Here is a 17,919-nt window from a genome sequence, read left to right on the forward strand (position 1 = left end):
TGCTGGCCGGAGTGCTGTTGGTGCCAAGCTGGAGCACCCCTCATCCGGCCGCTTCGCGGCCACCTTCTCCCACAAGGAGGGTTTTGCACAGAGATTCTGTTCACGAGACGTCTCAGAATCAGACGCGAACAAACCAGAATCGAAGACGGAACCTTGTTCTTCTGTGCAAAGCCCTCACAAGGGGAGAACGGGGAGCCGCACGGCTAGAACTTCGTCACCACGCCGATGCCGATGCCTTCGAAGCCGCCCATCGCCATCAAGGCCGCGGGCGCCTCATCGAGGCTGATCCGCTTGCCGACCAGCAATTCGGGTTTCAGCTTGCCGGTGCGGATCATCTCCATCATCGCCTGGTAGCGGTAGGCTTGCATGCCGTGGCTGCCGCGGATTTCGAGCTCGAAGGCGATCACCTTGTCCATCGGGATCTGCGGCCTGGCATGATCGCCGAGCATCAGCCCGACCTGCACATGGCGGCCGCGCCGGCGCAGGTTCGCGATCGAGTTGAACGAGGTCGTCGGATGGCCGAGCGCGTCCATCGACATGTGCGCGCCGCCATTGGTGATCTGCTTGACCGCCTTGACCACGTTCGGCGTCCTGGCGGCATTGATCGTCGCCACCGCGCCGATTTTTTTGGCGAAGTCCAGCTTCTCGTCGGTCAGGTCGATGGCGATCACGTTGGCGCCCATGGCGCTGGCGATCATGATCGCCGACAGGCCGACGCCGCCGCAGCCATGCACGGCCACCCATTCGCCCGGTGTCACCCGGCCCTGGTCGACAATGGCGCGGAACGAGGTGACGAAGCGGCAGCCAAGGCTGGCGGCGGTGGCGAATTCCATCTCGTCCGGCAAGCGGACCAGATTGGTGTCGGCATGGTCGATGGCGACATATTCGGCGAACGAGCCCCAGCCGGTGAAGCCGGGCTGGGTCTGGTGCTCGCAGACCTGATGGTTGCCGGAGCTGCATTCGAAGCAACGGCCGCAGCCGACGGCGAACGGCACGGTGACGCGCTCGCCGGTCTTCCAGCGGGTCACCTGGCTGCCGGCGGCCACCACGACGCCGGCAAGCTCGTGGCCCGGCACATGCGGCAGACGGATGCCGTCGTCATGGCCCATCCAGCCATGCCAGTCGCTGCGGCAGAGCCCGGTCGCCTCGACCTTGATGACAACGCCGCCCAGTGCCGGCTCCGGATCGGCAACAGTCTGGATCATCGGCACCTCGCCGAATTTTTCGAAGACAACGGCTTTCATCGTCAATTCCTCATAATTGGATAGCGCTGCTATTCGGCATCGATCTGGTTCTCCGGCGCGGCCTTCTGGAAGGCCGGCAGCGCCATGCAGGCGGCGTGGATGCGTGTGACCGTCGGGTAGGGCGCTATGTCGACGCCGAAACGGGCGTTGCTGGTGACCTGCGCGGCCAGGCAGATGTCGGCCAGCCCCGGCGTGTCGCCATGGCAGAAGGTCCCGGTATCGGCCGAGGAATCCAGAATCTTTTCAAGCGGCTGGAAACCTTCGTTCACCCAGTGCCGGAACCAGTTGGCGACGTCCTCGTCGCCGGCGCCGAACAGCGTGCGCAGCGAGGTCAGCACGCGCAGGTTGTTCACCGGATGGATGTCGCAGGCGATCATCTGCGCCAGCATCCTGACGCGGGCACGGCCAGGCGCGTCCTGCGGCAAAAGCGGCGGTTCGGGCCTGGTCTCGTCGAGAAATTCAATGATCGCCAGCGATTGCGTCAGCAGCGTGCCATCGCCCAGGATCAGCGCCGGCACCAGTCCTTGCGGATTGACCGAGAGATAGGCGGGCTCCAGATGCTCGCCGTGGCGCAGATGATGCGGCACATATTGGTAGGTCAGGCCCTTCATCTCCAGTGCGATCCGCACCCGGTAGGAGGTGGAGGAGCGGTAGTAGTTATGCAGGACGAGGTCGCTCATCCCTGCACATTCGGCCGATTTGGACGACCGGGCAAGGCATGATGGTCCGGAAATTGCCATCTGAGAGACCGTTTGGAAATTCTACTCTGGCGGCCATCTGATGGCGTTTTCTGCGCTTCCGGTGCTCACGGACCCAAATGTCCGCTGCGCGCCGGTTCTCGAAACCACCACCATATGACTCGCCAGAGCGAATTTCGAAACAGTCTCTCCGCCCTTCGGCAAGGGTGGCGATGTACTATTTGCCAATAATCTGGCCATGGTCACTGGGCTATTCTATCCTGCCCTGAACTGAAACGAACGCCATGACCGCAGTCAACGATCGCGCCCGGTTTCTGATCATCGACGACCACCCGCTGTTTCGCGAGGCGCTGCATAGCGCTGTGCAGATGGCCTATCCGGACGTCGACACTGTCGAGGCGCGTTCGATCACCGAGGCGTTCGAGCTCCTGGCGGACGCCAAGCCGTTCGATCTGGCGCTGCTCGACCTCAGCATGCCCGACGTGCATGGCTTCGACGGACTGCTGCAGCTTCGGACCCGCTATCCGCGCCTGCCGGTGGTCATCGTTTCGGGGCATGAGGAGCCCAAGATCATTTCCGAGGCGCTGTCCTATGGTGCTGCCGGCTTCATCCCGAAATCGGCGCGCAAGAGCGACCTGGCCGCCGCCATCCGCTCGGTGATGGAAGGCGCGATCTACGTGCCCGAAACCTATGAGGGCCAGCCGCCGGACGCCGACAGTACCGACCGCGCCGAGATGGTGCAGCGGCTTGCCAAACTGACGCCGCAGCAATTGCGGGTGCTGCAGATGCTGCGCCAGGGCCTGCTCAACAAGCAGATCGCCTACGAGCTGCAGGTCGGCGAAACCACCGTCAAGGCGCATGTCTCCGAGATCCTGCGCAAGCTCAACGTCTACAGCCGCACGCAAGCCGTCATCGAGGTTTCGAAGCTCGACAGCGCCGAGCTGTTTCGCGGCCAGGCGGGGTTTTAGGCGTACCCGTCAGGGTGAATAAACCGTCACCGAGAACTTACCTTCTCCGTCCAGGGACGGAAATCACGGTGACAGCGCACCATTTTCTTGTCGCGGTCTTCTGCCAATGTCTTTGGGATCAAGCCAAGAGATGCGCCAGCAGGGCGCGCAGTTGCGCCGGTTTCAGCGGCTTGCGCATCAGCTCGATGCCGGCGGCGCGGGCGGCTTTGGCGACGGTCTCCGAACCGTCGGCGGTGACGATCAGTGCCGGCACGGCGCGGCCGAGATAATCGCGGACCTCGGCGATGATCGTGGTGCCGAGGTCGCCGCCGTCGAGATGCTGGTCGGCGATGACGATGTCCGGCACCCAGTCCGTATCGCCGAGCATCTCGAGCGCGGCATCGGTCGAGGTGGCGGGGCGCACCAGGCATTGCCAGCGCTCGAGCAGGGATGTCATCGCCTGCAGCACCTCGACGTCGTTCTCGACCAGCAGCACCTTTGTGCCGAACAGACCGTAGCCGCGCGGCCGCTCCATGTCGGCGCTGCTTGCAATGGCATCGACGCTGGCGCCGATCCCGACCGGAACGTCGATGTGGAAAATCGTGCCGTGCCCGACTTTCGACGAAAACGTCACGGGATGGCCGAGTGCGGCGGCGATGCGGCGCACGATGGCCAGGCCCAGTCCCAGCCCACCGCCGGCTAGCCCGGCATCGGTCGGGAACGTGCCGCGGTGGAACTCCTCGAACACCGCCTCGCGCTGGTCGTCGGGGATGCCGCAGCCGGTATCGGCGACATCGATGCGGATCGTGTCGCCGCGATGCCTGGTGCCGACCAGCACGCCGCCGGAGCGGGTGTAGCGCAGAGCGTTGGAAAGGATATTCTGCAGGATGCGGCGCAGCAAGGTGCGGTCCGAGCGCACGACGGCGTTGACCGGCCGGAATTTCAGCGTCAGGCCCTTCAACTCGGCGACCGGCAGGAAATCCGAGCGCAGCGACGAAAACAGCACCTCCAGGCTGACGTCGCCGATATCGGGCTGCACGACGCCGGCATCGAGCTTGGAGATATCGAGCAGGGTGCGGAGCAGATCCTCCATCGTCTCCAGCGAGCGCTCGACCTGCCGGACCAGTTTTTTGCCTTCGTCGCTGGTCTGCACTTCGGCCAGCGCCGAGACGGAGAGATGCGCGGCGTTCAGCGGTTGCAACACGTCGTGACTGGCGGCTGCCAGGAACCTTGTCTTGGACAGGTTCGCCAGTTCGGCGTTTTCCTTGGCCGCGCTCAAATCGATGTTGGATTGTTCCAATCTACGCAGTGTCGAGTGCAGTTCCTCGGTGCGCGTACGCACTCTATTCTCGAGCGAAATCGCGGTCTGGAACAGCGAGAACGCGTTGCCTTGCTGATCCATCGAGCGCTCGACGCGGCTGACAAGGGCTGCGTTGATCTTCTTCAGCTGCTCCAGGTCGTTGATGTCCCTGAGCGGCATAAAACCTCCTACTCCGCCGCCTGCCGCTCTCCGAAGGCGATGCCGGTGAACGTCTGGTTCAGATGCATCGACCGGTACTGCTCGCCATAGGTGCCGAAGCCGATGACGTTGTTGACCTTGTAGAGTTCCGAAATCTCCCGAAAGACCTGGCGGTTGCGCGCATCGAGCCTGCGCAGCACGCAGTCAAAAGCGAGGATCATGTCGATGCCGCCAAGCCTTTCCTCGACATCCCTGAAGGCGGCACGCGTCGATTCAACCATGTTCTTGGGTCGGGCGATGGACAGGACGACGCCATCGTCGATGGCGCAGAAGAACGACAGCGAGCCGTCCGCGTGCATCTTCTGGATCGAGCGGCAGTAAAATTCGCCGCCGACTTTCACCACCACCGGGTGCGAAGCGAAACTCAGCGGCGTCAGCATCTGCGGGATGACGCCGACCGAGGCGGCATATTCCTCGGCGGCATTGGTGGCGTTGAATTCGCGCACGGTGCGGTGATCGGGATCGGACGCGGTCACCACCAGCTTCTCGTCGGTGGGGACGAAATTGTCGGTCTTGAACACGTGGAAAGGAATTTCCGTGGTGATCAGCACGATGATGGCGCAGTCGCAGGCAACCTTGCCGTTCGAGATCAGCCGCGTCGTCTCGAACTTCAAATCATCGCCTGCCGACCCGCCGATCAGTGGAATATCGTCGAGCCCCCAATGGATGGCGGAGGTGACCGCTTCCTCGGCATAGGACAACCCGTCGATGAGGCAGAGCGCGAAAGTGGTGTCGGCTCGCTCGTGCCCGACGCGGCCGCGTAACGAACGCCTCAGCGCCTCGACTTCGCCGGTGATCCCGTCCATGCTCGATGACGACAGATTTTCGACCATGGTGCTGGCTGCCGAAAAAGATGCGGAGGGAAGCAGCATGGCCATGACCTGGCCGTCCTCCAGGCCTTTGGGCGTAATCTCGCCCGCCGTCGAGCAGCCGGCATAGCGGAGCGCCGGCGCGTGGTTGTTCAGCGCTTCCGAAAGGGCGACGGCCTCAAGCAGGCTTTGCGAGAAAAACAGCAGGGCAAATCCAGCGTCGATGGCCGCGGCTTCCACTGCCACCGCCCGCGCGAACGCATCCGCGTCGGGTTCGTCGGTGGTGAGAACCGATAGGCCGCATGCATAGCGCGTCCGTGAACTGGCCAGCGGCTTCCTCCTCTATTTCCTCCGACGCTCTTTTTGTGCGCGGCTGTTTTTTTGTGCTCCTGTCGCGCCGGCGTCGAAACCATTGTTGTCTTCAAGTGCTACTTTGGCAATGAGCCAACATGACGGAATTGAATTTTCTGCTGTTTTTGACAGCATCGGCGCTCAGAAACGTCAGATCCAAAACCACAGCGGAAGGGAGTTATCCATGGACGCCCAGGTCAGGAAGCTATTCGAACGCTACGAGCGGCTTTTCCGGAAATCCCTCGCCGGTGATGCCGACATGGACGAAGTCACGTCGGTCTATGCTTCCGCCTTCATTGCGGCGTCGCCTGCCGGCGTCATGATCGGGAAGAACGACGACCAGCTCAAGCAGGCTATGGAACAAGGCTATGCTCGCTATCGAGCGATCGGCACCAAGGAGATGCGAATACGCGATGTTGGCATTTCGCCGATAGACGAGCATCATTGCGTTGCCCACGTCGCCTGGACGTCGATCTTTGCGCGCAAAGGCCAAACCGACGTCACGATCGATTTCGACGTCCACTACCTCGTGCAGAAACTGGCCGGAGAGCCTAAAATATTCGGCTGGGTGTCAGGCGACGAGCAGGAGGTTCTCAGAAAGCACGGCATCGGCTGAAATCGGCCTGGCCAGCACCATTGCCGCTGATGGCCGCAAGGTGGCATTGCCAGGCGACCATGGTTTCGCTTCGCTCGGCCGTTTGCCTGTCTTTGCGTGACCGAAAGTACAATAGGCGGATTTTCGGCCGAACTGCATTCTCGCAATCTCGGCATTCCGCGGCACTATTTCCCGTGCTCTTTGCGGTATAAGAATAGCGGACAGATGGAGGGCTCGGGCACCACCGACGCCAAAAACGACCAAGGTAGCACCCAGGGAGGTTTCATGTCGGAGATATCATTGACGGTGAACGGAAAGCGGGTCAGCGGCACTGCCGAAGACCGTACGCTTCTGGTTCATTTCTTGAGGGAGAATCTCGGCCTGACCGGGACGCATGTCGGCTGCGACACCTCGCAATGCGGCGCCTGTGTGATCCATGTCGACGGCAAGGCGGTAAAATCCTGCACGATGCTTGCGGTGCAAGCCTCCGGGTCGAGCGTTGTAACCATCGAAGGTCTGGCGGACGGCGCCGACCTGCATCCGATGCAGGCGGCGTTCAAGGAGCATCACGGGCTGCAATGCGGTTTCTGCACGCCCGGCATGATCATGACGGCGACCGACATGGTCAACCGCCATCCCGAAGGCCTCGACGAGGCCACGGTGCGGGCCGAACTCGAAGGCAATATCTGCCGCTGCACCGGCTACCACAACATCGTGAAGGCGATCCTCGCCGCATCGGAGACGATGTCTTCGAAGGGCAAGGCCAGGCAAGCTGCATGAGGGGAATAGTGAATAGTGAATGGTGAATAGTGCGATCTGGCTGACCTTCTCGACGCTTCAACCATTCACCACTTCACCATTCACTTCAGCAATTCGGGAGGAATTTCTGCGATGGGCATTGAAGGTGTTGGCGCTCGTGTAGCGCGCAAGGAAGACAAGCGGTTCATTACCGGCGCCGGGCGCTATGTCGACGACATGGTGGTTCCCGGCATGAAGCATGCGGCCTTCGTGCGCAGCCCGCACGCGCATGCTGAGATCAAGAAGATCGATGTCAAAAAAGCCCAGGCCATGCCGGGTGTCATCGGCGTGCTGACCGGCAAGGAGCTCAAGGCCGACGGCATCGGCAATCTCATCTGCGGCTGGATGATCCATTCAAAGAACGGCTCGCCGATGAAGATGGGGGCGTGGTCGCCGCTGGCCTTCGACAGGGTCCGCTATGTCGGCGACGCGGTGGTCGTCGTGGTTGCCGAGACCAAGGGCCAGGCGCGCGACGCTGCCGAGGCGGTCGACATCGCCTACGAGGAACTGAAGGCGGTCGTCGACGCTCCGAAGGCGCTCGAAAGGAGTGCGCCACAGATCCATCCGGAAGCCGACGGCAATCTGATTTTCGACTGGGAGCTCGGCGACAGCGCGGCGACCAACGCGGCAATCAAGGCGGCTGCCCACATCACCCGCATGAAGATCGTCAACAACCGGCTGGTGCCCAACGCCATGGAGCCGCGCGCAGCGCTTGGTCACTACGACAAGGCCGAGGATCACTATACCTGCTGGACGACCTCGCAGAACCCGCATCTCGCGCGCCTGGTGATGAGCGCCTTCTACAATGTCGCGCCGGAAAACAAGCTGCGCGTCATCGCGCCGGATGTCGGCGGCGGCTTCGGTTCGAAGATCTACATCTACCCGGAAGAAATCATCTGCCTGTGGGCCTCGAAGAAGACCGGCGTGCCGGTCAAATGGGTGGCCGACCGCACCGAGAGCTTTCTAACCGACGCCCATGGCCGCGACCATGTCTCGACGGTCGAAATGGCGTTCGACAAGGACAACAGGATCACCGGGCTGAAGGTCGACACCATCGCCAATCTCGGCGCTTACATGTCGCTGTTCTCGTCCTGCGTGCCGACCTATCTCTACGCGACGCTGTTGTCGGGCCAGTACGACATCCCGGCGATCCACGCCAATGTGCGCGCCGTCTACACCAACACCGCGCCGGTCGACGCCTATCGCGGGGCAGGGCGGCCGGAGGCCACCTATCTGCTCGAACGCACCATGGAGACCGCCGCACGCGAGCTGGGCGTGTCTCCGGCGGAACTTCGCCGAAAGAACTTCATCACCGCGTTCCCGCACCAGACACCGGTCATCATGAACTATGATGCCGGCGATTATGCCGCTTCGCTGGACGCGGCGATGGCCGCTGCCGATTATGCCGGTTTTGCCCAGCGCAAGGCCGACGCCGCCAACAGAGGCAAGCTGCGCGGCATCGGCATGAGCTGCTATATCGAGGCCTGCGGACTGGCGCCGTCGGCGGCAGTCGGCAGTCTTGGAGCGGGTGTCGGCCTTTGGGAAAGTGCCGAGGTGCGCGTCAACGCCGCTGGAACCATCGAGGTGCTGACCGGCTCGCACAGCCACGGCCAGGGCCATGAGACGACTTTCGCACAACTGGTCAACCAGCGCTTCGGCGTGCCGATCGACAGCGTCTCCATCGTCCATGGCGATACCGACAAGGTGCAGATGGGCATGGGCACCTACGGCTCGCGCTCGGGCGCCGTCGGCATGTCGGCCGTTGTCAAGGCGCTCGACAAGGTCGAGGCCAAGGCCAAGAAGATCGCCGCCCATCTGCTCGAGGCCGACGAGGGCGACATCGTCATCGAAAACGGCGCCTTGAAGGTCGCCGGCACCGACAAACAAGTGCCGTGGTTCCAGATGGCGCTTGCTGCCTACACCGCCCACAACCTGCCTGGCGGCATGGAGCCGGGGTTGAAGGAGACCTCATTCTACGATCCGTCGAACTTCACCTTCCCGGCCGGCTGCTATCTCTGCGAGGTCGAGATCGATCCCGAGACCGGCGTGACCGAGGTCGTCCAGTTCGTCGCGGCCGACGATTTCGGCAACATCATCAACCCGATGATCGTCGAAGGCCAGGTGCATGGCGGCGTCGCCCAGGGAATCGGCCAGGCCTTGCTAGAGGGCACACGCTACGATGCCAGCGGTCAGCTTTTGACGGCGAGCTACATGGACTACGCCATGCCGCGCGCCGACGACCTGCCGTCGTTCAAGGTCTCGACCTCGAACACGCCGTGCCCGGGCAATCCGCTCGGCATCAAGGGCTGTGGCGAGGCCGGCGCCATCGGCTCACCGCCGGCCGTGATCAACGCCATCACCGACGCCATCGGCATCACCGATATCGCCATGCCGGCATCGCCGTCCACGGTGTGGGCAGCGATCCGGGCGACAACGAAACACTGAAAGGAGTGAGTAGTGAATAGTGAATAGTGAATAGTGAATAGAAAAGCGCTTCGCTAAGGCGGCACCTCACTACTAACTACTAACTACTAACTACTATTCACTATTCACTATTCACTATTCACTATCTCGCACGGGAGAATCCCATGTACTCAGTCAACTACCACCGAGCCGCCTCCGTCGCCGAGGCCGTCAAGCTGCTCGAGACCGGCGATGCAAAGCTTTTGTCGGGCGGCATGACACTGATCCCGGCGATGAAGACGCGGCTTGCCGCACCGTCCGATCTCGTCGATCTTTCGCACATCGAGGAATTGAAAGGCATTGAGGTGGCGGGCTCCACCATCACCATCGGCGCCGCCACCACGCATCACGATGTCGCCAGCGACGAGAAGCTGAACAAGGCGTGTCCGGCGCTCGCCCATATGGCGTCCCGGATCGGCGATCCGGCGGTGCGCTACAAGGGCACAATCGGCGGCTCGATCGCCAACAACGACCCCGCCGCCGATTATCCGGCGGCACTTCTGGCCCTCGACGCCACCATCATCACCAACAAGCGCGAGATCGCCGCCGACGCATTCTTCACGGGGCTGTTCGAAACGGCGCTGGAGGACGGCGAGATCGTCACCGCGGTGACCTTCACCGCGCCGACCAAGGCGGCCTATGAAAAGTTCCGCAACCCGGCATCGCGCTATGCGATCGTCGGTGTGTTCGTGGCCAACGGTGCGGACGGAGTCCGCGTTGCCGTCACCGGGGCCGGCGACAGCGGCGTCTTTCGTTCGACGGAAATCGAGGCGGCGCTTGCCACGAATTTCGACGCCGCCGCCCTCAACGGAGTGAAAGTGCCGGCGAATGATTTGATGAGCGACATCCACGCCTCGGCCGATTACCGGGCCAATCTGATCGTGGTGATGGCCAAGCGCGCAGTGGCCGCCGCCAATGCCTGAAGGAGGGGAGTAGGGGAGTATGGCAGTATGGCAGTGGGTTACGCTGCTCGCCGGCCTAGACGATTTTTCCTTTCCCTACTCCCATACTGCCCTACTCCCCTACCTGCCTGGTATAGTAGCGCACCGCCTTCTTGCCGCCGTGGATCACCGCGTCACCGACCTCGACGAAGCCGAGCGCGGCGTGAAAGGCATCCGAAGCCGGGTTGGGCGGCTCGGCATTCACCTCGCAGGTGACGATGGTCTGGCTGGCACGCAATGCATGGTCGAACAGATCCTCATAGAGCCGCCGGGCATGGCCGCGGCCACGCGCTTCTTGCGCAACGACGACGCGGTCGACATAGACGAAGCGCGGATAGCGCTCGCGGAACCACAGGAAGTTCGGGCTGTCGTAGCGGGCGTCCTGGTCGAAGGTCATGATGAAGGCTTCGAGCGCGCCGATGCGGCGCGCATAGAACGCCTCGCCGAGCAGGAAGGACAGGCGTCCTGGCTCAAGCCACGACAACTCGGCCGCGTGTTCGTTGTTGAGGGCGAGGATGGCCGTCTCGTCCTGCGGCGAAACCCGGTCGATCGGCAGGCGTGCCCGTTTGTTTTCTTCCTTCGTGATCATGCTCTCGCCGCCGCAATCGTCGCCGCCACCAGCGCCGCGTCGGTCACCGTGTTGCGGTACTCGCGGTCGAGGTCGGTGCCGCCCATGCCAACCCGCGGATTGCGGTAGCGCATGGCACTCGGCACGTCCTTGAGTGCGGCGAAATGCATTTCGGTCAGTCCGGTTCTTTCCCGCACCTCGGCGATGTTGTTCGGGTCGAGCCCGCCGCAGCCGAGGATGATGATGCGCTTCCCCGCCTGTCGGACGAGGTCCGCCAGCAGGGCCGCGCCCTCCAAAGCGGTGTCGCGCTGGCCGCTGGTCAGCACGCGGCCGACCTTGCTGCGGACCAGCGCTTCCAGCGCATCGGCCGGATCGCGTGTCATGTCGAAGGCACGGTGGCAGGTGACGTTCAAATGCCCTGCCGCCTGCACAAATTCGCTCATCCGCTTTTCATCGATGGTACCGTCGGCATTCAGGCAGCCGACGACGACACCGGCGACGCCAAGCTCGCGCAGCGCGCTCACATCGGCGAGCATCGAACGGTACTCGGCGTCGCTGTAGAGAAAATCGCCGCCGCGCGGCCGCACGATGACGTGGAATGGGATCGTCGCCAGTTCGAGAGCTGCGCGCACCATGCCAAAACTCGGTGTGACGCCGCCCTCGACGAGGCTGGCGCAGAGCTCGACCCGGTCGGCACCGGCGGCTTGCGCGGCGAGCAGGCCATCTATGCCTTCGACGCAGATTTCGATCAGCGGCAGGCGAGGGCGTTCGGTGTCGGTCACAGGGCGATCCGTTGCTGATTCAAGATTTGCAGCCCTTAGCATCGGGCTCCGTGCCGCGAAAGCCGGAACTCTTGGCTCAACGGTCGACGGGTCGTTGCCGTTCGCAATGCGGCCAATCAATGCCTTCAACTGCCCCAACGCCGCCACCCGGCAGATGGTCGGCGCCTGGGGTGAGCCGGACCGGCTCGCCGATATGCGTCATGGCTGGTTTCGCGGCGGCGCATCAGATCCGCAAATTTTGGGCGTTGGCGCGGACGAAATCGATGAACGCCCGCAGCTTTGGCGGGACGAGGCGACGGCTGGGATAATAGAGGTGGAGCGGTTCGTAGGTGGGACAGAAAGGCTCCAGCACCTTGACCAGCGCGCCTGAGGCGAGAAGCGGCGCAGCGAGGCCTTCGACGGCAAAGGCCAGGCCAAGCCCTTGCGCGGCGGCGGTGATGCAGAGCGGCAGCGTGTTCACGACCAGACGTGCGTCGGGCGTGAACTCGACCTGGCGTCCATCGACAACAAACTCCCAGGGCGAGATGGCGCGGGTGCGGGTGAAGGCGAAGGCGATGCAGCGGTGGGCGGCGAGGTCGGCGGGTCGATTTGGCGAGCCGTTACGCGCGAGGTAGTCGGGGCTGCCCAACACGACCGTCTGCAACGGCCCGCCCAGACGCGCGCCGATCATATACTTCTCGAGAAGCTCGCCGATCCGCAGGCCGGCATCGAAGCCCTGCGCGGCGATATCGACGAAATTGTCGTCGAAAATCAGGCTAAGCCGCACGTCGGGGTAGGCATCCATGAACGGCCCCATCAGCGGCTCGATCAGCAGCGGCGCGGCGATCCACGGCAGGCTCAGGCGCAGCGTGCCGGCGGGGCGGTCGCGGGTCTCGCGCAGTGCCGCGCCTGCCGCCCGGATCTCCTCGGTCGCTGGGCGCACCTGGTCGAAATAGTGGGCGCCGGCTTCGGTCAGGCCGACGCTGCGGGTCGTGCGGTTGAGGAGCCGCACCCCGAGACGCTCCTCGAGGCCCTTGACCGCCTCGCTGAGCGAGGCCGGGGCGACGCCGAGTTCGGCGGCGGCGCGGGTGAAGCTTTTTGCCTCCGCGACCTTCACGAAGGCGACGATGCCGCTGAACTGGTCGAGTCGCATTGTGAGGATATTCCAAATAGCCTTGTCGGACTCTACGGGTTTTTCCGGTGAACCAAAAGCGTCATGTTGGCCCGACGAACGGGCTTCGCTGTCGCGACGGCCCGAAAGGCAAGGAGACAGGACCGATGACCAGGCTCGCTTCGCTCGCCGCCGGCGCTCTCCTGGCGGTGTCCGCCGCCCCCGCCAACGGCGGCCCGCAGGAAGACCGCAACATCCAGTTGATCAAGGACTATTACGCAGCCTATGCGACCGGGAACCCGGAGGCGGTTCGGCCCTTCCTGGCGGCCGACATCGTGTGGCGCATTCCCGGCCACCATCCGCTAGCCGGCGACAAGCGCGGGCCGGAGGAAGTGGTCGCCTTCTTCCGTGGCCTGGCCGACGGCAAATTCAGGGCTGAGCCGATCTTCTTCCAGGCGCAGGGCGATCTCGTCGTCGACATCCATCGCGGCTGGTCCAACGTCGGCTCGGGTCCCGAGATCGACCAGCTTTTCGCCCTGATGTTTCGCATCAAGGACGGCAAGATCACCGAGGCGCAGAATTTCTTGACCGACATGTACCAGTCGGACACCTTCTACTGGACGCACTACAAGCTGAAGCCACTGCCCGGCCGACTGGCGGATGACCGCTGAGACGGCGGCCTTAATCCGTCGCGCCGCGCTTTCGCTCCAGGCCAAAGGAGATTTACGATGTTGAAAATCCTGACGCTGGCCACGGCAACCGCCGCAGCCCTCGGCTCAAGCGCCCTCGACTCAAGCGCCTTTGCCGCATCGCGCGTCGAGCGCGTTGCTTTCGCCTCGCACGGTGAGCAGATCGTCGGCGATCTCTATCTGCCCGAGGATCTGACCTGGCGAGACCTCGACCCGCGCTGGTCGTGACCGGCGCCTGGATGGAGCTGTGGCTCGACAACGTCACCCAGTTCGACTTCTACGACCGCGCTGCGCCGGTGAAGTCGGCGAGCGACGCCGTTGCCGCGCATTTCCGCGCCACGCTGGGCAGTGCAGGGGAGGCGGGACAATGAGCCCCGTCACCCGCCGGTTTGTTTTGGCCTCGGCAGTTCTTGCCGCGACGCTTGCCGCTCTGCCCGCCTTGAGCACCATGCAGTCCACGGCTGCGCTGACGAGCGAAGACAAGACCGCCATGGCCGAGGCGGTGGCGGGGATCGGCCTCTATGCCGATTTGCGCGAATGGGATCGGGTAAAATCCTATTTCACGACCCGCGTCACGACCGACTATACCAGCCTTTTCGGTGGCGAGGTCGCGACCAGCGACCGCGACGCGCTGATTGCTCAGTGGCAAGGCCTGCTACCGGGCTTCGACGCCACCCAGCACCTTATCACCAACATCGTTGTCGAAGGCGCGGGCAACGACGCGGTCGCGCGCAGCCATGTTCGCGCTACCCATTGGATCGACACGCGGTTCTGGACGGTCGGCGCCAGCTATCTGCACCGGCTGGTGCGGACGCCCGAAGGCTGGCGCGTCAGCGCCATCTCGATCCATCGCTTATACGAGGAGGGCGACCGCGCCGTGCTGGCCGCCGCTGCGGACCGGGTGGAGGCGGCGGCGAAATGACAACGCAAGCTTGCGTCGGGAATCGGCGCCGACATTGGTGGTCCGGCCACTGCCCGATCATTTCATTTCGATGTGAACTCGTTTTGGTTCGGGAGCTTTGCCTCTCCTGAACATGCCCGGCGTCATGCCATGCATGGTCCGGAACGCACGGGAAAGATGGCTCTGGTCGGCGAAACCTGACGCAATGGCGGCCTCGGCGAGGCCGAGCCCCTGTTCGATCAAGGAGCTGGCGCGACGCAGTCTCCGGTCGCGGATATAGGCTGCAGGCGTCAGGCCAATCGCCTTCTTGAAATCCCGGATGACCTGAAATCGGGTGACGGACGCGGCGTCGGCAAGCCGCTGCAGGTCGAGCTGCGAGTCAAGGTCGCTTTCGACAAGCTCCTCGTAGAGCGAGAACCTCCGTCGCGATCCCGAGCCTTCGATCTCCTCTACCCGCCCGCTGCAATCGCCATGCCGAACGATGAGATGTCTCAAGGCGACGAGCAGCGACGTCTCGGCTTGCGTCGCGTCCGGTGAGATCGAGCTCTGGTGCGCTGCCATCAACGCTGCGGCGAGATCGCTGTCTTCGATATTCCGACGTGAGAAGACCGGAGCGTCAGCCCTGCCCAGCTCGTGGGCGAGGCCCGCCATCAGCGGCACCGGGGGATAAAACGTCCGGTAGGCCCAGCCTTCATCCGCACCTTGTTCCCCGTCATGCCACTCCTCGGGATTGACGACAGCAATGGTGCCTGCCGGAGCGACTATTTTGTGGCGCCCGATGCGGATGCGTTCGCAGCCAGCCGTGATCAGCGCGATCACATAGGTTGGGTGCGTGTGCAGTTCGTAGCGATGCTGCGTGAAGCGCGCCTTGAACAGGCCAAGCTCAGGGAAGCAGGGATGGCGCCAGTATTTCCTGGTCTCTGTCGCGTCCACGGCTTTTGTCCCTGCAGCGGTCAATCTGGTTCAAGACGCCTGTTGTGCGACCTTCTAATCGCGATCCAAACCGCCCTTTGCGGCTTGGAAGGAGAGCATCATGCTGCATAATGACCCGATCGCCGCTCTGACTCCAGAGGTCATAGCCTGGCGGCACCACATCCATTGCAATCCCGAACTCGGATTCAAGGAATACGAAACGGCGCGTTTCATTGCCGAGAAACTGCGCGCCTTCGGCCTCGACGAGGTGCATGAGGGGATCGGCGGCACCGGGGTCGTCGGCGTCCTGCGCAGCGGCACGGGCACACGCGCCATCGGCCTTCGCGCCGAGCTGGACGCGCTTCCGGTCGCAGAAAGGACCGGCTTGCCCTATGCGTCCAGGAACGAGAGCGTGATGCACGCCTGCGGCCATGACGGCCACACCGCCATGCTGCTCGGCGCGGCCAGACTGCTCAGCCAATCCCGCGCCTTCGACGGCACCGTCTACTTGGTCTTCCAGCCAGCCGAAGAAAACGAAGGCGGCAGCCTGCGCATGATCGAAGACGGCCTGTTCGAGCGTTTCCCGATCGAGGCGATCTATGCCGTCCACAACTGGCCGGGCTTGGAGCAGGGGACGATCGCCGCTCGCGCTGGAGCACAGATGGCGGCCGTCGACAATTTCGAGCTGACCTTCGAGGGTTTTGGCGCGCATGCCGCCATGCCGCAGCTCGGCGACGACCCGATTCTGGCCGCGGGCGCCTTTGTCCAGGCGGTTCAGCGCATCGTCAGCCGCTCGGTCGATCCGCAAACCGCGCTGGTCGTCAGCCTCACCCAGATCCACGGCGGCAATGTCGGCAACATCGTGCCGGGCAAGGTCTGGCTGCAAGGCACCTGCCGGTTTTTCGAGCCCGGTCATTCCGATCATTGCGAGAAGCTGATCGGCGAGATCGCCCACGGCATTGCCGTAGCCCATGCGCTCAAGGCCACGCTCGACTACAAGAAGGGCTATCCGCCGCTCATCAACACGGCTGACGCCACGGCCCGCGCCATCGCGGCAGCCGCCGCCACCGTCGGCAGCGAGAACGTCTCGACCGAGTTCAGCCCGAGCCTCGGCTGCGAGGATTTCGCCTTCATGATCCGCGAGGCAGGCGGCTGCTACGCGTGGATCGGCGTCGGCGATGTCGGGCCCGGCGGGGGCCTGCACGGCGACCGCTACGTCTTCAATGACGAGATCGTGCCGACCGTGCTGCGCTACTACGTCAATCTGGTCGAGCAGACGCTTCCCGCCTCGTGAACCGTCAGAGCGAAAACTGACGGCTCAGCGGGAAAATCGATCTGAATGCGATTCGTGGACGATAAGCCGGGAAGGAGTCAGGCGCGATCCGACGCATCTCAGCCGGCTGTGGCCACGAGTTGCGTTACGCGGACGGGATTTTCCAGCACTGCCTGTGCGGTATCGGCCTGATTTTCATTGACCTGCGCCATCACAAAAATGACGCCTTGTTCAACGTTCGGCTCACCCGGCTGTTTGGCAACATCGGCAGATGCCTGGAGAAGCCCACCCGCAAGGCCGCCGCAGGCCCCACCGACGAGGGTTAGGCCAGCCACCGCTCCGACAGGATCAATGCCCGTGGCCTCAAAAGCACCCAGGCCGATTAACAGACCAGCGGCCGCGCCAAGCGCCGCTCCGCCCGGACCACGCAGGACAGCCCTGATTTCGTCGTCGTAAGGTCCGATGACGCTGATCTGTTCTTGAGAAACTCCTGCCGCCTGAAGCGCGGCAACGGCACGCGCTGCCTGGTCGCGGGAATCGAAAAGCCTGCTGATTGTTCGCATTTTGACACTGCCCATCGCATAGTCGCCTGCCGCTCGTTTCGAAGCGGCGGGCGTCTCATCCCCTCGCGTTCAGGTCACTGAATGATCTTGACGATCTTGCGTGTGCCCGGATCAACAAGAACGGTGCGATTGTCAACGACGACGTAGCGATACTCGACGTCGGGAACCTCGTGAAGCTCGACCGTCTCGGGTATCGTTGAACCGATATTGAGTTCCACCCCAGGGAGTTCCACGGATGCGAGCGGCTGCTTTTTCACATATTCCCTGATCACGGTCTCCTGTTCAGGCGCGATGATCACGTCCTGAGCGGCAACAGCGCCAACGCTGGCCAGCAGAAAAAGGCCCGCGGCTGCGGTGGAAAGATGCATTCTCATAACTGCCTCCTTTATGTCTGTGACTTGTAAGCCCATTTGCGCTGGACGGCATCAGCGCCTTGCTTACCCAAACTTGAGGCAGCCGCAAGACGTTCCTTAGCTGGGCTTCGGTCCGATTCGGCAGGCCTTTGCCTAGGACCTAAGTCTGACGCGTCGCGCCCAAAGGACGATGCCGCGGGTTTCGGGGCGCACCGACTGCACGCTTCAATTGCTATGAACCATGGGCGCTATGAAACCGTAGGCGCTTTGAACCGTAGCCGACAGCGGAACGGCAAGACGGGCCCCCGCGGCCCCGCGGCGGGCGGCGGCGCCCCCCGCGATTTGAGTGAATCGATGGTTTTTAAGATACGGCGGGGGGGGGGGTGGACAAGACACGGGCGCGTTGGGACGACGCCCGGGCGG

At 63.3% G+C, this 17,919-nt stretch carries 20 protein-coding genes; 10 read left to right on the forward strand and 10 right to left on the reverse strand.

Annotation, left to right across the window (positions count from 1 at the left end):
- Positions 1–203: 203 nt before the first annotated feature.
- Both AC0L3D_RS33910 and maiA read right to left on the reverse strand, forming a co-directional pair.
- Positions 204–1,244, reverse strand: coding sequence for a zinc-dependent alcohol dehydrogenase family protein (locus tag AC0L3D_RS33910; RefSeq protein ID WP_473628929.1), 1,041 nt, complete (start codon positions 1,242–1,244; stop codon positions 204–206).
- Positions 1,245–1,273: 29 nt separating this feature from the next.
- On the reverse strand, positions 1,274–1,924 hold the full coding sequence (gene maiA, locus AC0L3D_RS33915; protein ID WP_473628928.1) for a maleylacetoacetate isomerase: 651 nt from the start codon (positions 1,922–1,924) through the stop codon (positions 1,274–1,276).
- Between the two features lie 302 nt (positions 1,925–2,226).
- On the opposite strand from maiA, the gene AC0L3D_RS33920 reads away from it, so the two are divergent.
- Positions 2,227–2,910, forward strand: coding sequence for a response regulator (locus AC0L3D_RS33920; protein ID WP_023803603.1), 684 nt, complete (start codon positions 2,227–2,229; stop codon positions 2,908–2,910).
- 118 nt (positions 2,911–3,028) lie between these two features.
- On the opposite strand, the gene AC0L3D_RS33925 is transcribed toward AC0L3D_RS33920, so the two are convergent.
- Positions 3,029–4,369 (reverse strand): ATP-binding response regulator, encoded by a 1,341-nt coding sequence (locus AC0L3D_RS33925; RefSeq protein ID WP_473647275.1) that lies wholly within the window; start codon positions 4,367–4,369, stop codon positions 3,029–3,031.
- 8 nt (positions 4,370–4,377) lie between these two features.
- Entirely contained in the window at positions 4,378–5,457 is a 1,080-nt protein-coding gene (locus AC0L3D_RS33930) for an FIST N-terminal domain-containing protein (protein ID WP_473494578.1), read from the reverse strand.
- A 295-nt stretch (positions 5,458–5,752) separates the two neighbouring features.
- Between AC0L3D_RS33930 and AC0L3D_RS33935 the strand changes: the two genes are divergently transcribed.
- The 4 genes from AC0L3D_RS33935 to AC0L3D_RS33950 all read left to right on the forward strand — a co-directional run bounded on the left by AC0L3D_RS33935 (position 5,753) and on the right by AC0L3D_RS33950 (position 10,347).
- A complete protein-coding gene (locus AC0L3D_RS33935) occupies positions 5,753–6,184 on the forward strand; it encodes a nuclear transport factor 2 family protein (RefSeq protein WP_473612713.1) in 432 nt (143 codons plus the stop codon).
- A 264-nt stretch (positions 6,185–6,448) separates the two neighbouring features.
- On the forward strand, positions 6,449–6,943 hold the full coding sequence (locus AC0L3D_RS33940; protein ID WP_077373482.1) for a (2Fe-2S)-binding protein: 495 nt from the start codon (positions 6,449–6,451) through the stop codon (positions 6,941–6,943).
- 111 nt (positions 6,944–7,054) lie between these two features.
- Complete coding sequence (locus AC0L3D_RS33945; protein ID WP_473628925.1) at positions 7,055–9,406, forward strand: xanthine dehydrogenase family protein molybdopterin-binding subunit; 2,352 nt, start codon at positions 7,055–7,057, stop codon at positions 9,404–9,406.
- 143 nt (positions 9,407–9,549) lie between these two features.
- Entirely contained in the window at positions 9,550–10,347 is a 798-nt protein-coding gene (locus AC0L3D_RS33950) for an FAD binding domain-containing protein (protein WP_473628924.1), read from the forward strand.
- Between the two features lie 91 nt (positions 10,348–10,438).
- Here the strand turns inward: AC0L3D_RS33950 and AC0L3D_RS33955 are convergent, their stop codons facing one another.
- The 3 genes from AC0L3D_RS33955 to AC0L3D_RS33965 form a co-directional block, all read right to left on the reverse strand.
- Entirely contained in the window at positions 10,439–10,954 is a 516-nt protein-coding gene (locus AC0L3D_RS33955; RefSeq protein ID WP_473628923.1) for a GNAT family N-acetyltransferase, read from the reverse strand.
- The gene (locus AC0L3D_RS33960; RefSeq protein ID WP_473628922.1) at positions 10,951–11,757 is read right to left on the reverse strand and encodes a copper homeostasis protein CutC; all 807 of its coding nucleotides are present in this window, start codon (positions 11,755–11,757) and stop codon (positions 10,951–10,953) included. The genes AC0L3D_RS33955 and AC0L3D_RS33960 overlap by 4 nt, the downstream gene beginning before the upstream one ends.
- A 181-nt stretch (positions 11,758–11,938) precedes the next feature.
- Positions 11,939–12,847, reverse strand: coding sequence for a LysR family transcriptional regulator (locus AC0L3D_RS33965; protein ID WP_473628921.1), 909 nt, complete (start codon positions 12,845–12,847; stop codon positions 11,939–11,941).
- Between the two features lie 125 nt (positions 12,848–12,972).
- Here AC0L3D_RS33965 and AC0L3D_RS33970 point away from each other — a divergent pair, with 125 nt between their 5' ends.
- The 4 genes from AC0L3D_RS33970 to AC0L3D_RS33985 are packed head-to-tail and all read left to right on the forward strand — an operon-like array spanning position 12,973 to position 14,416.
- Positions 12,973–13,476 (forward strand): nuclear transport factor 2 family protein, encoded by a 504-nt coding sequence (locus tag AC0L3D_RS33970; protein WP_473513706.1) that lies wholly within the window; start codon positions 12,973–12,975, stop codon positions 13,474–13,476.
- Between the two features lie 57 nt (positions 13,477–13,533).
- Positions 13,534–13,722: a hypothetical protein gene (locus AC0L3D_RS33975; protein WP_473628920.1), complete on the forward strand. Its 189-nt coding sequence runs from the start codon at positions 13,534–13,536 to the stop codon at positions 13,720–13,722.
- Positions 13,723–13,733: 11 nt separating this feature from the next.
- Positions 13,734–13,865, forward strand: a complete 132-nt coding sequence (locus tag AC0L3D_RS33980) for a hypothetical protein (protein WP_473628919.1) — start codon at positions 13,734–13,736, stop codon at positions 13,863–13,865.
- Entirely contained in the window at positions 13,862–14,416 is a 555-nt protein-coding gene (locus AC0L3D_RS33985; protein ID WP_473647276.1) for a nuclear transport factor 2 family protein, read from the forward strand. The genes AC0L3D_RS33980 and AC0L3D_RS33985 overlap by 4 nt, the downstream gene beginning before the upstream one ends.
- A gap of 57 nt (positions 14,417–14,473) precedes the next feature.
- Here AC0L3D_RS33985 and AC0L3D_RS33990 read toward each other — a convergent pair whose 3' ends face one another.
- Complete coding sequence (locus AC0L3D_RS33990) at positions 14,474–15,328, reverse strand: AraC family transcriptional regulator (RefSeq protein WP_473628917.1); 855 nt, start codon at positions 15,326–15,328, stop codon at positions 14,474–14,476.
- Between the two features lie 100 nt (positions 15,329–15,428).
- On the opposite strand from AC0L3D_RS33990, the gene AC0L3D_RS33995 reads away from it, so the two are divergent.
- Positions 15,429–16,601 (forward strand): amidohydrolase, encoded by a 1,173-nt coding sequence (locus AC0L3D_RS33995; RefSeq protein WP_473628916.1) that lies wholly within the window; start codon positions 15,429–15,431, stop codon positions 16,599–16,601.
- Between the two features lie 98 nt (positions 16,602–16,699).
- Here AC0L3D_RS33995 and AC0L3D_RS34000 read toward each other — a convergent pair whose 3' ends face one another.
- Both AC0L3D_RS34000 and AC0L3D_RS34005 read right to left on the reverse strand, forming a co-directional pair.
- On the reverse strand, positions 16,700–17,158 hold the full coding sequence (locus AC0L3D_RS34000; RefSeq protein WP_419693586.1) for a hypothetical protein: 459 nt from the start codon (positions 17,156–17,158) through the stop codon (positions 16,700–16,702).
- A gap of 59 nt (positions 17,159–17,217) precedes the next feature.
- Complete coding sequence (locus tag AC0L3D_RS34005; RefSeq protein ID WP_031256955.1) at positions 17,218–17,517, reverse strand: DUF1236 domain-containing protein; 300 nt, start codon at positions 17,515–17,517, stop codon at positions 17,218–17,220.
- Between the last annotated feature and the right edge of the window lie 402 nt (positions 17,518–17,919).

The sequence above is a fragment of the Mesorhizobium sp. WSM4837 genome, from assembly GCF_055811435.1.

Excerpts from the sequence above, each read along its gene's own strand:
- AC0L3D_RS33910 (WP_473628929.1), bottom strand. The coding sequence starts at position 1,244 with ATGAAAGCCGTTGTCTTCGAAAAATTCGGCGAGGTGCCGATGATCCAG.
- maiA (WP_473628928.1), bottom strand. The coding sequence starts at position 1,924 with ATGAGCGACCTCGTCCTGCATAACTACTACCGCTCCTCCACCTCCTAC.
- AC0L3D_RS33920 (WP_023803603.1), top strand. The coding sequence starts at position 2,227 with ATGACCGCAGTCAACGATCGCGCCCGGTTTCTGATCATCGACGACCAC.
- AC0L3D_RS33925 (WP_473647275.1), bottom strand. The coding sequence starts at position 4,369 with ATGCCGCTCAGGGACATCAACGACCTGGAGCAGCTGAAGAAGATCAAC.
- AC0L3D_RS33935 (WP_473612713.1), top strand. The coding sequence starts at position 5,753 with ATGGACGCCCAGGTCAGGAAGCTATTCGAACGCTACGAGCGGCTTTTC.
- AC0L3D_RS33940 (WP_077373482.1), top strand. The coding sequence starts at position 6,449 with ATGTCGGAGATATCATTGACGGTGAACGGAAAGCGGGTCAGCGGCACT.
- AC0L3D_RS33945 (WP_473628925.1), top strand. The coding sequence starts at position 7,055 with ATGGGCATTGAAGGTGTTGGCGCTCGTGTAGCGCGCAAGGAAGACAAG.
- AC0L3D_RS33950 (WP_473628924.1), top strand. The coding sequence starts at position 9,550 with ATGTACTCAGTCAACTACCACCGAGCCGCCTCCGTCGCCGAGGCCGTC.
- AC0L3D_RS33955 (WP_473628923.1), bottom strand. The coding sequence starts at position 10,954 with ATGATCACGAAGGAAGAAAACAAACGGGCACGCCTGCCGATCGACCGG.
- AC0L3D_RS33960 (WP_473628922.1), bottom strand. The coding sequence starts at position 11,757 with ATGCTAAGGGCTGCAAATCTTGAATCAGCAACGGATCGCCCTGTGACC.
- AC0L3D_RS33965 (WP_473628921.1), bottom strand. The coding sequence starts at position 12,847 with ATGCGACTCGACCAGTTCAGCGGCATCGTCGCCTTCGTGAAGGTCGCG.
- AC0L3D_RS33970 (WP_473513706.1), top strand. The coding sequence starts at position 12,973 with ATGACCAGGCTCGCTTCGCTCGCCGCCGGCGCTCTCCTGGCGGTGTCC.
- AC0L3D_RS33975 (WP_473628920.1), top strand. The coding sequence starts at position 13,534 with ATGTTGAAAATCCTGACGCTGGCCACGGCAACCGCCGCAGCCCTCGGC.
- AC0L3D_RS33980 (WP_473628919.1), top strand. The coding sequence starts at position 13,734 with ATGGAGCTGTGGCTCGACAACGTCACCCAGTTCGACTTCTACGACCGC.
- AC0L3D_RS33985 (WP_473647276.1), top strand. The coding sequence starts at position 13,862 with ATGAGCCCCGTCACCCGCCGGTTTGTTTTGGCCTCGGCAGTTCTTGCC.
- AC0L3D_RS33995 (WP_473628916.1), top strand. The coding sequence starts at position 15,429 with ATGCTGCATAATGACCCGATCGCCGCTCTGACTCCAGAGGTCATAGCC.
- AC0L3D_RS34000 (WP_419693586.1), bottom strand. The coding sequence starts at position 17,158 with ATGGGCAGTGTCAAAATGCGAACAATCAGCAGGCTTTTCGATTCCCGC.
- AC0L3D_RS34005 (WP_031256955.1), bottom strand. The coding sequence starts at position 17,517 with ATGAGAATGCATCTTTCCACCGCAGCCGCGGGCCTTTTTCTGCTGGCC.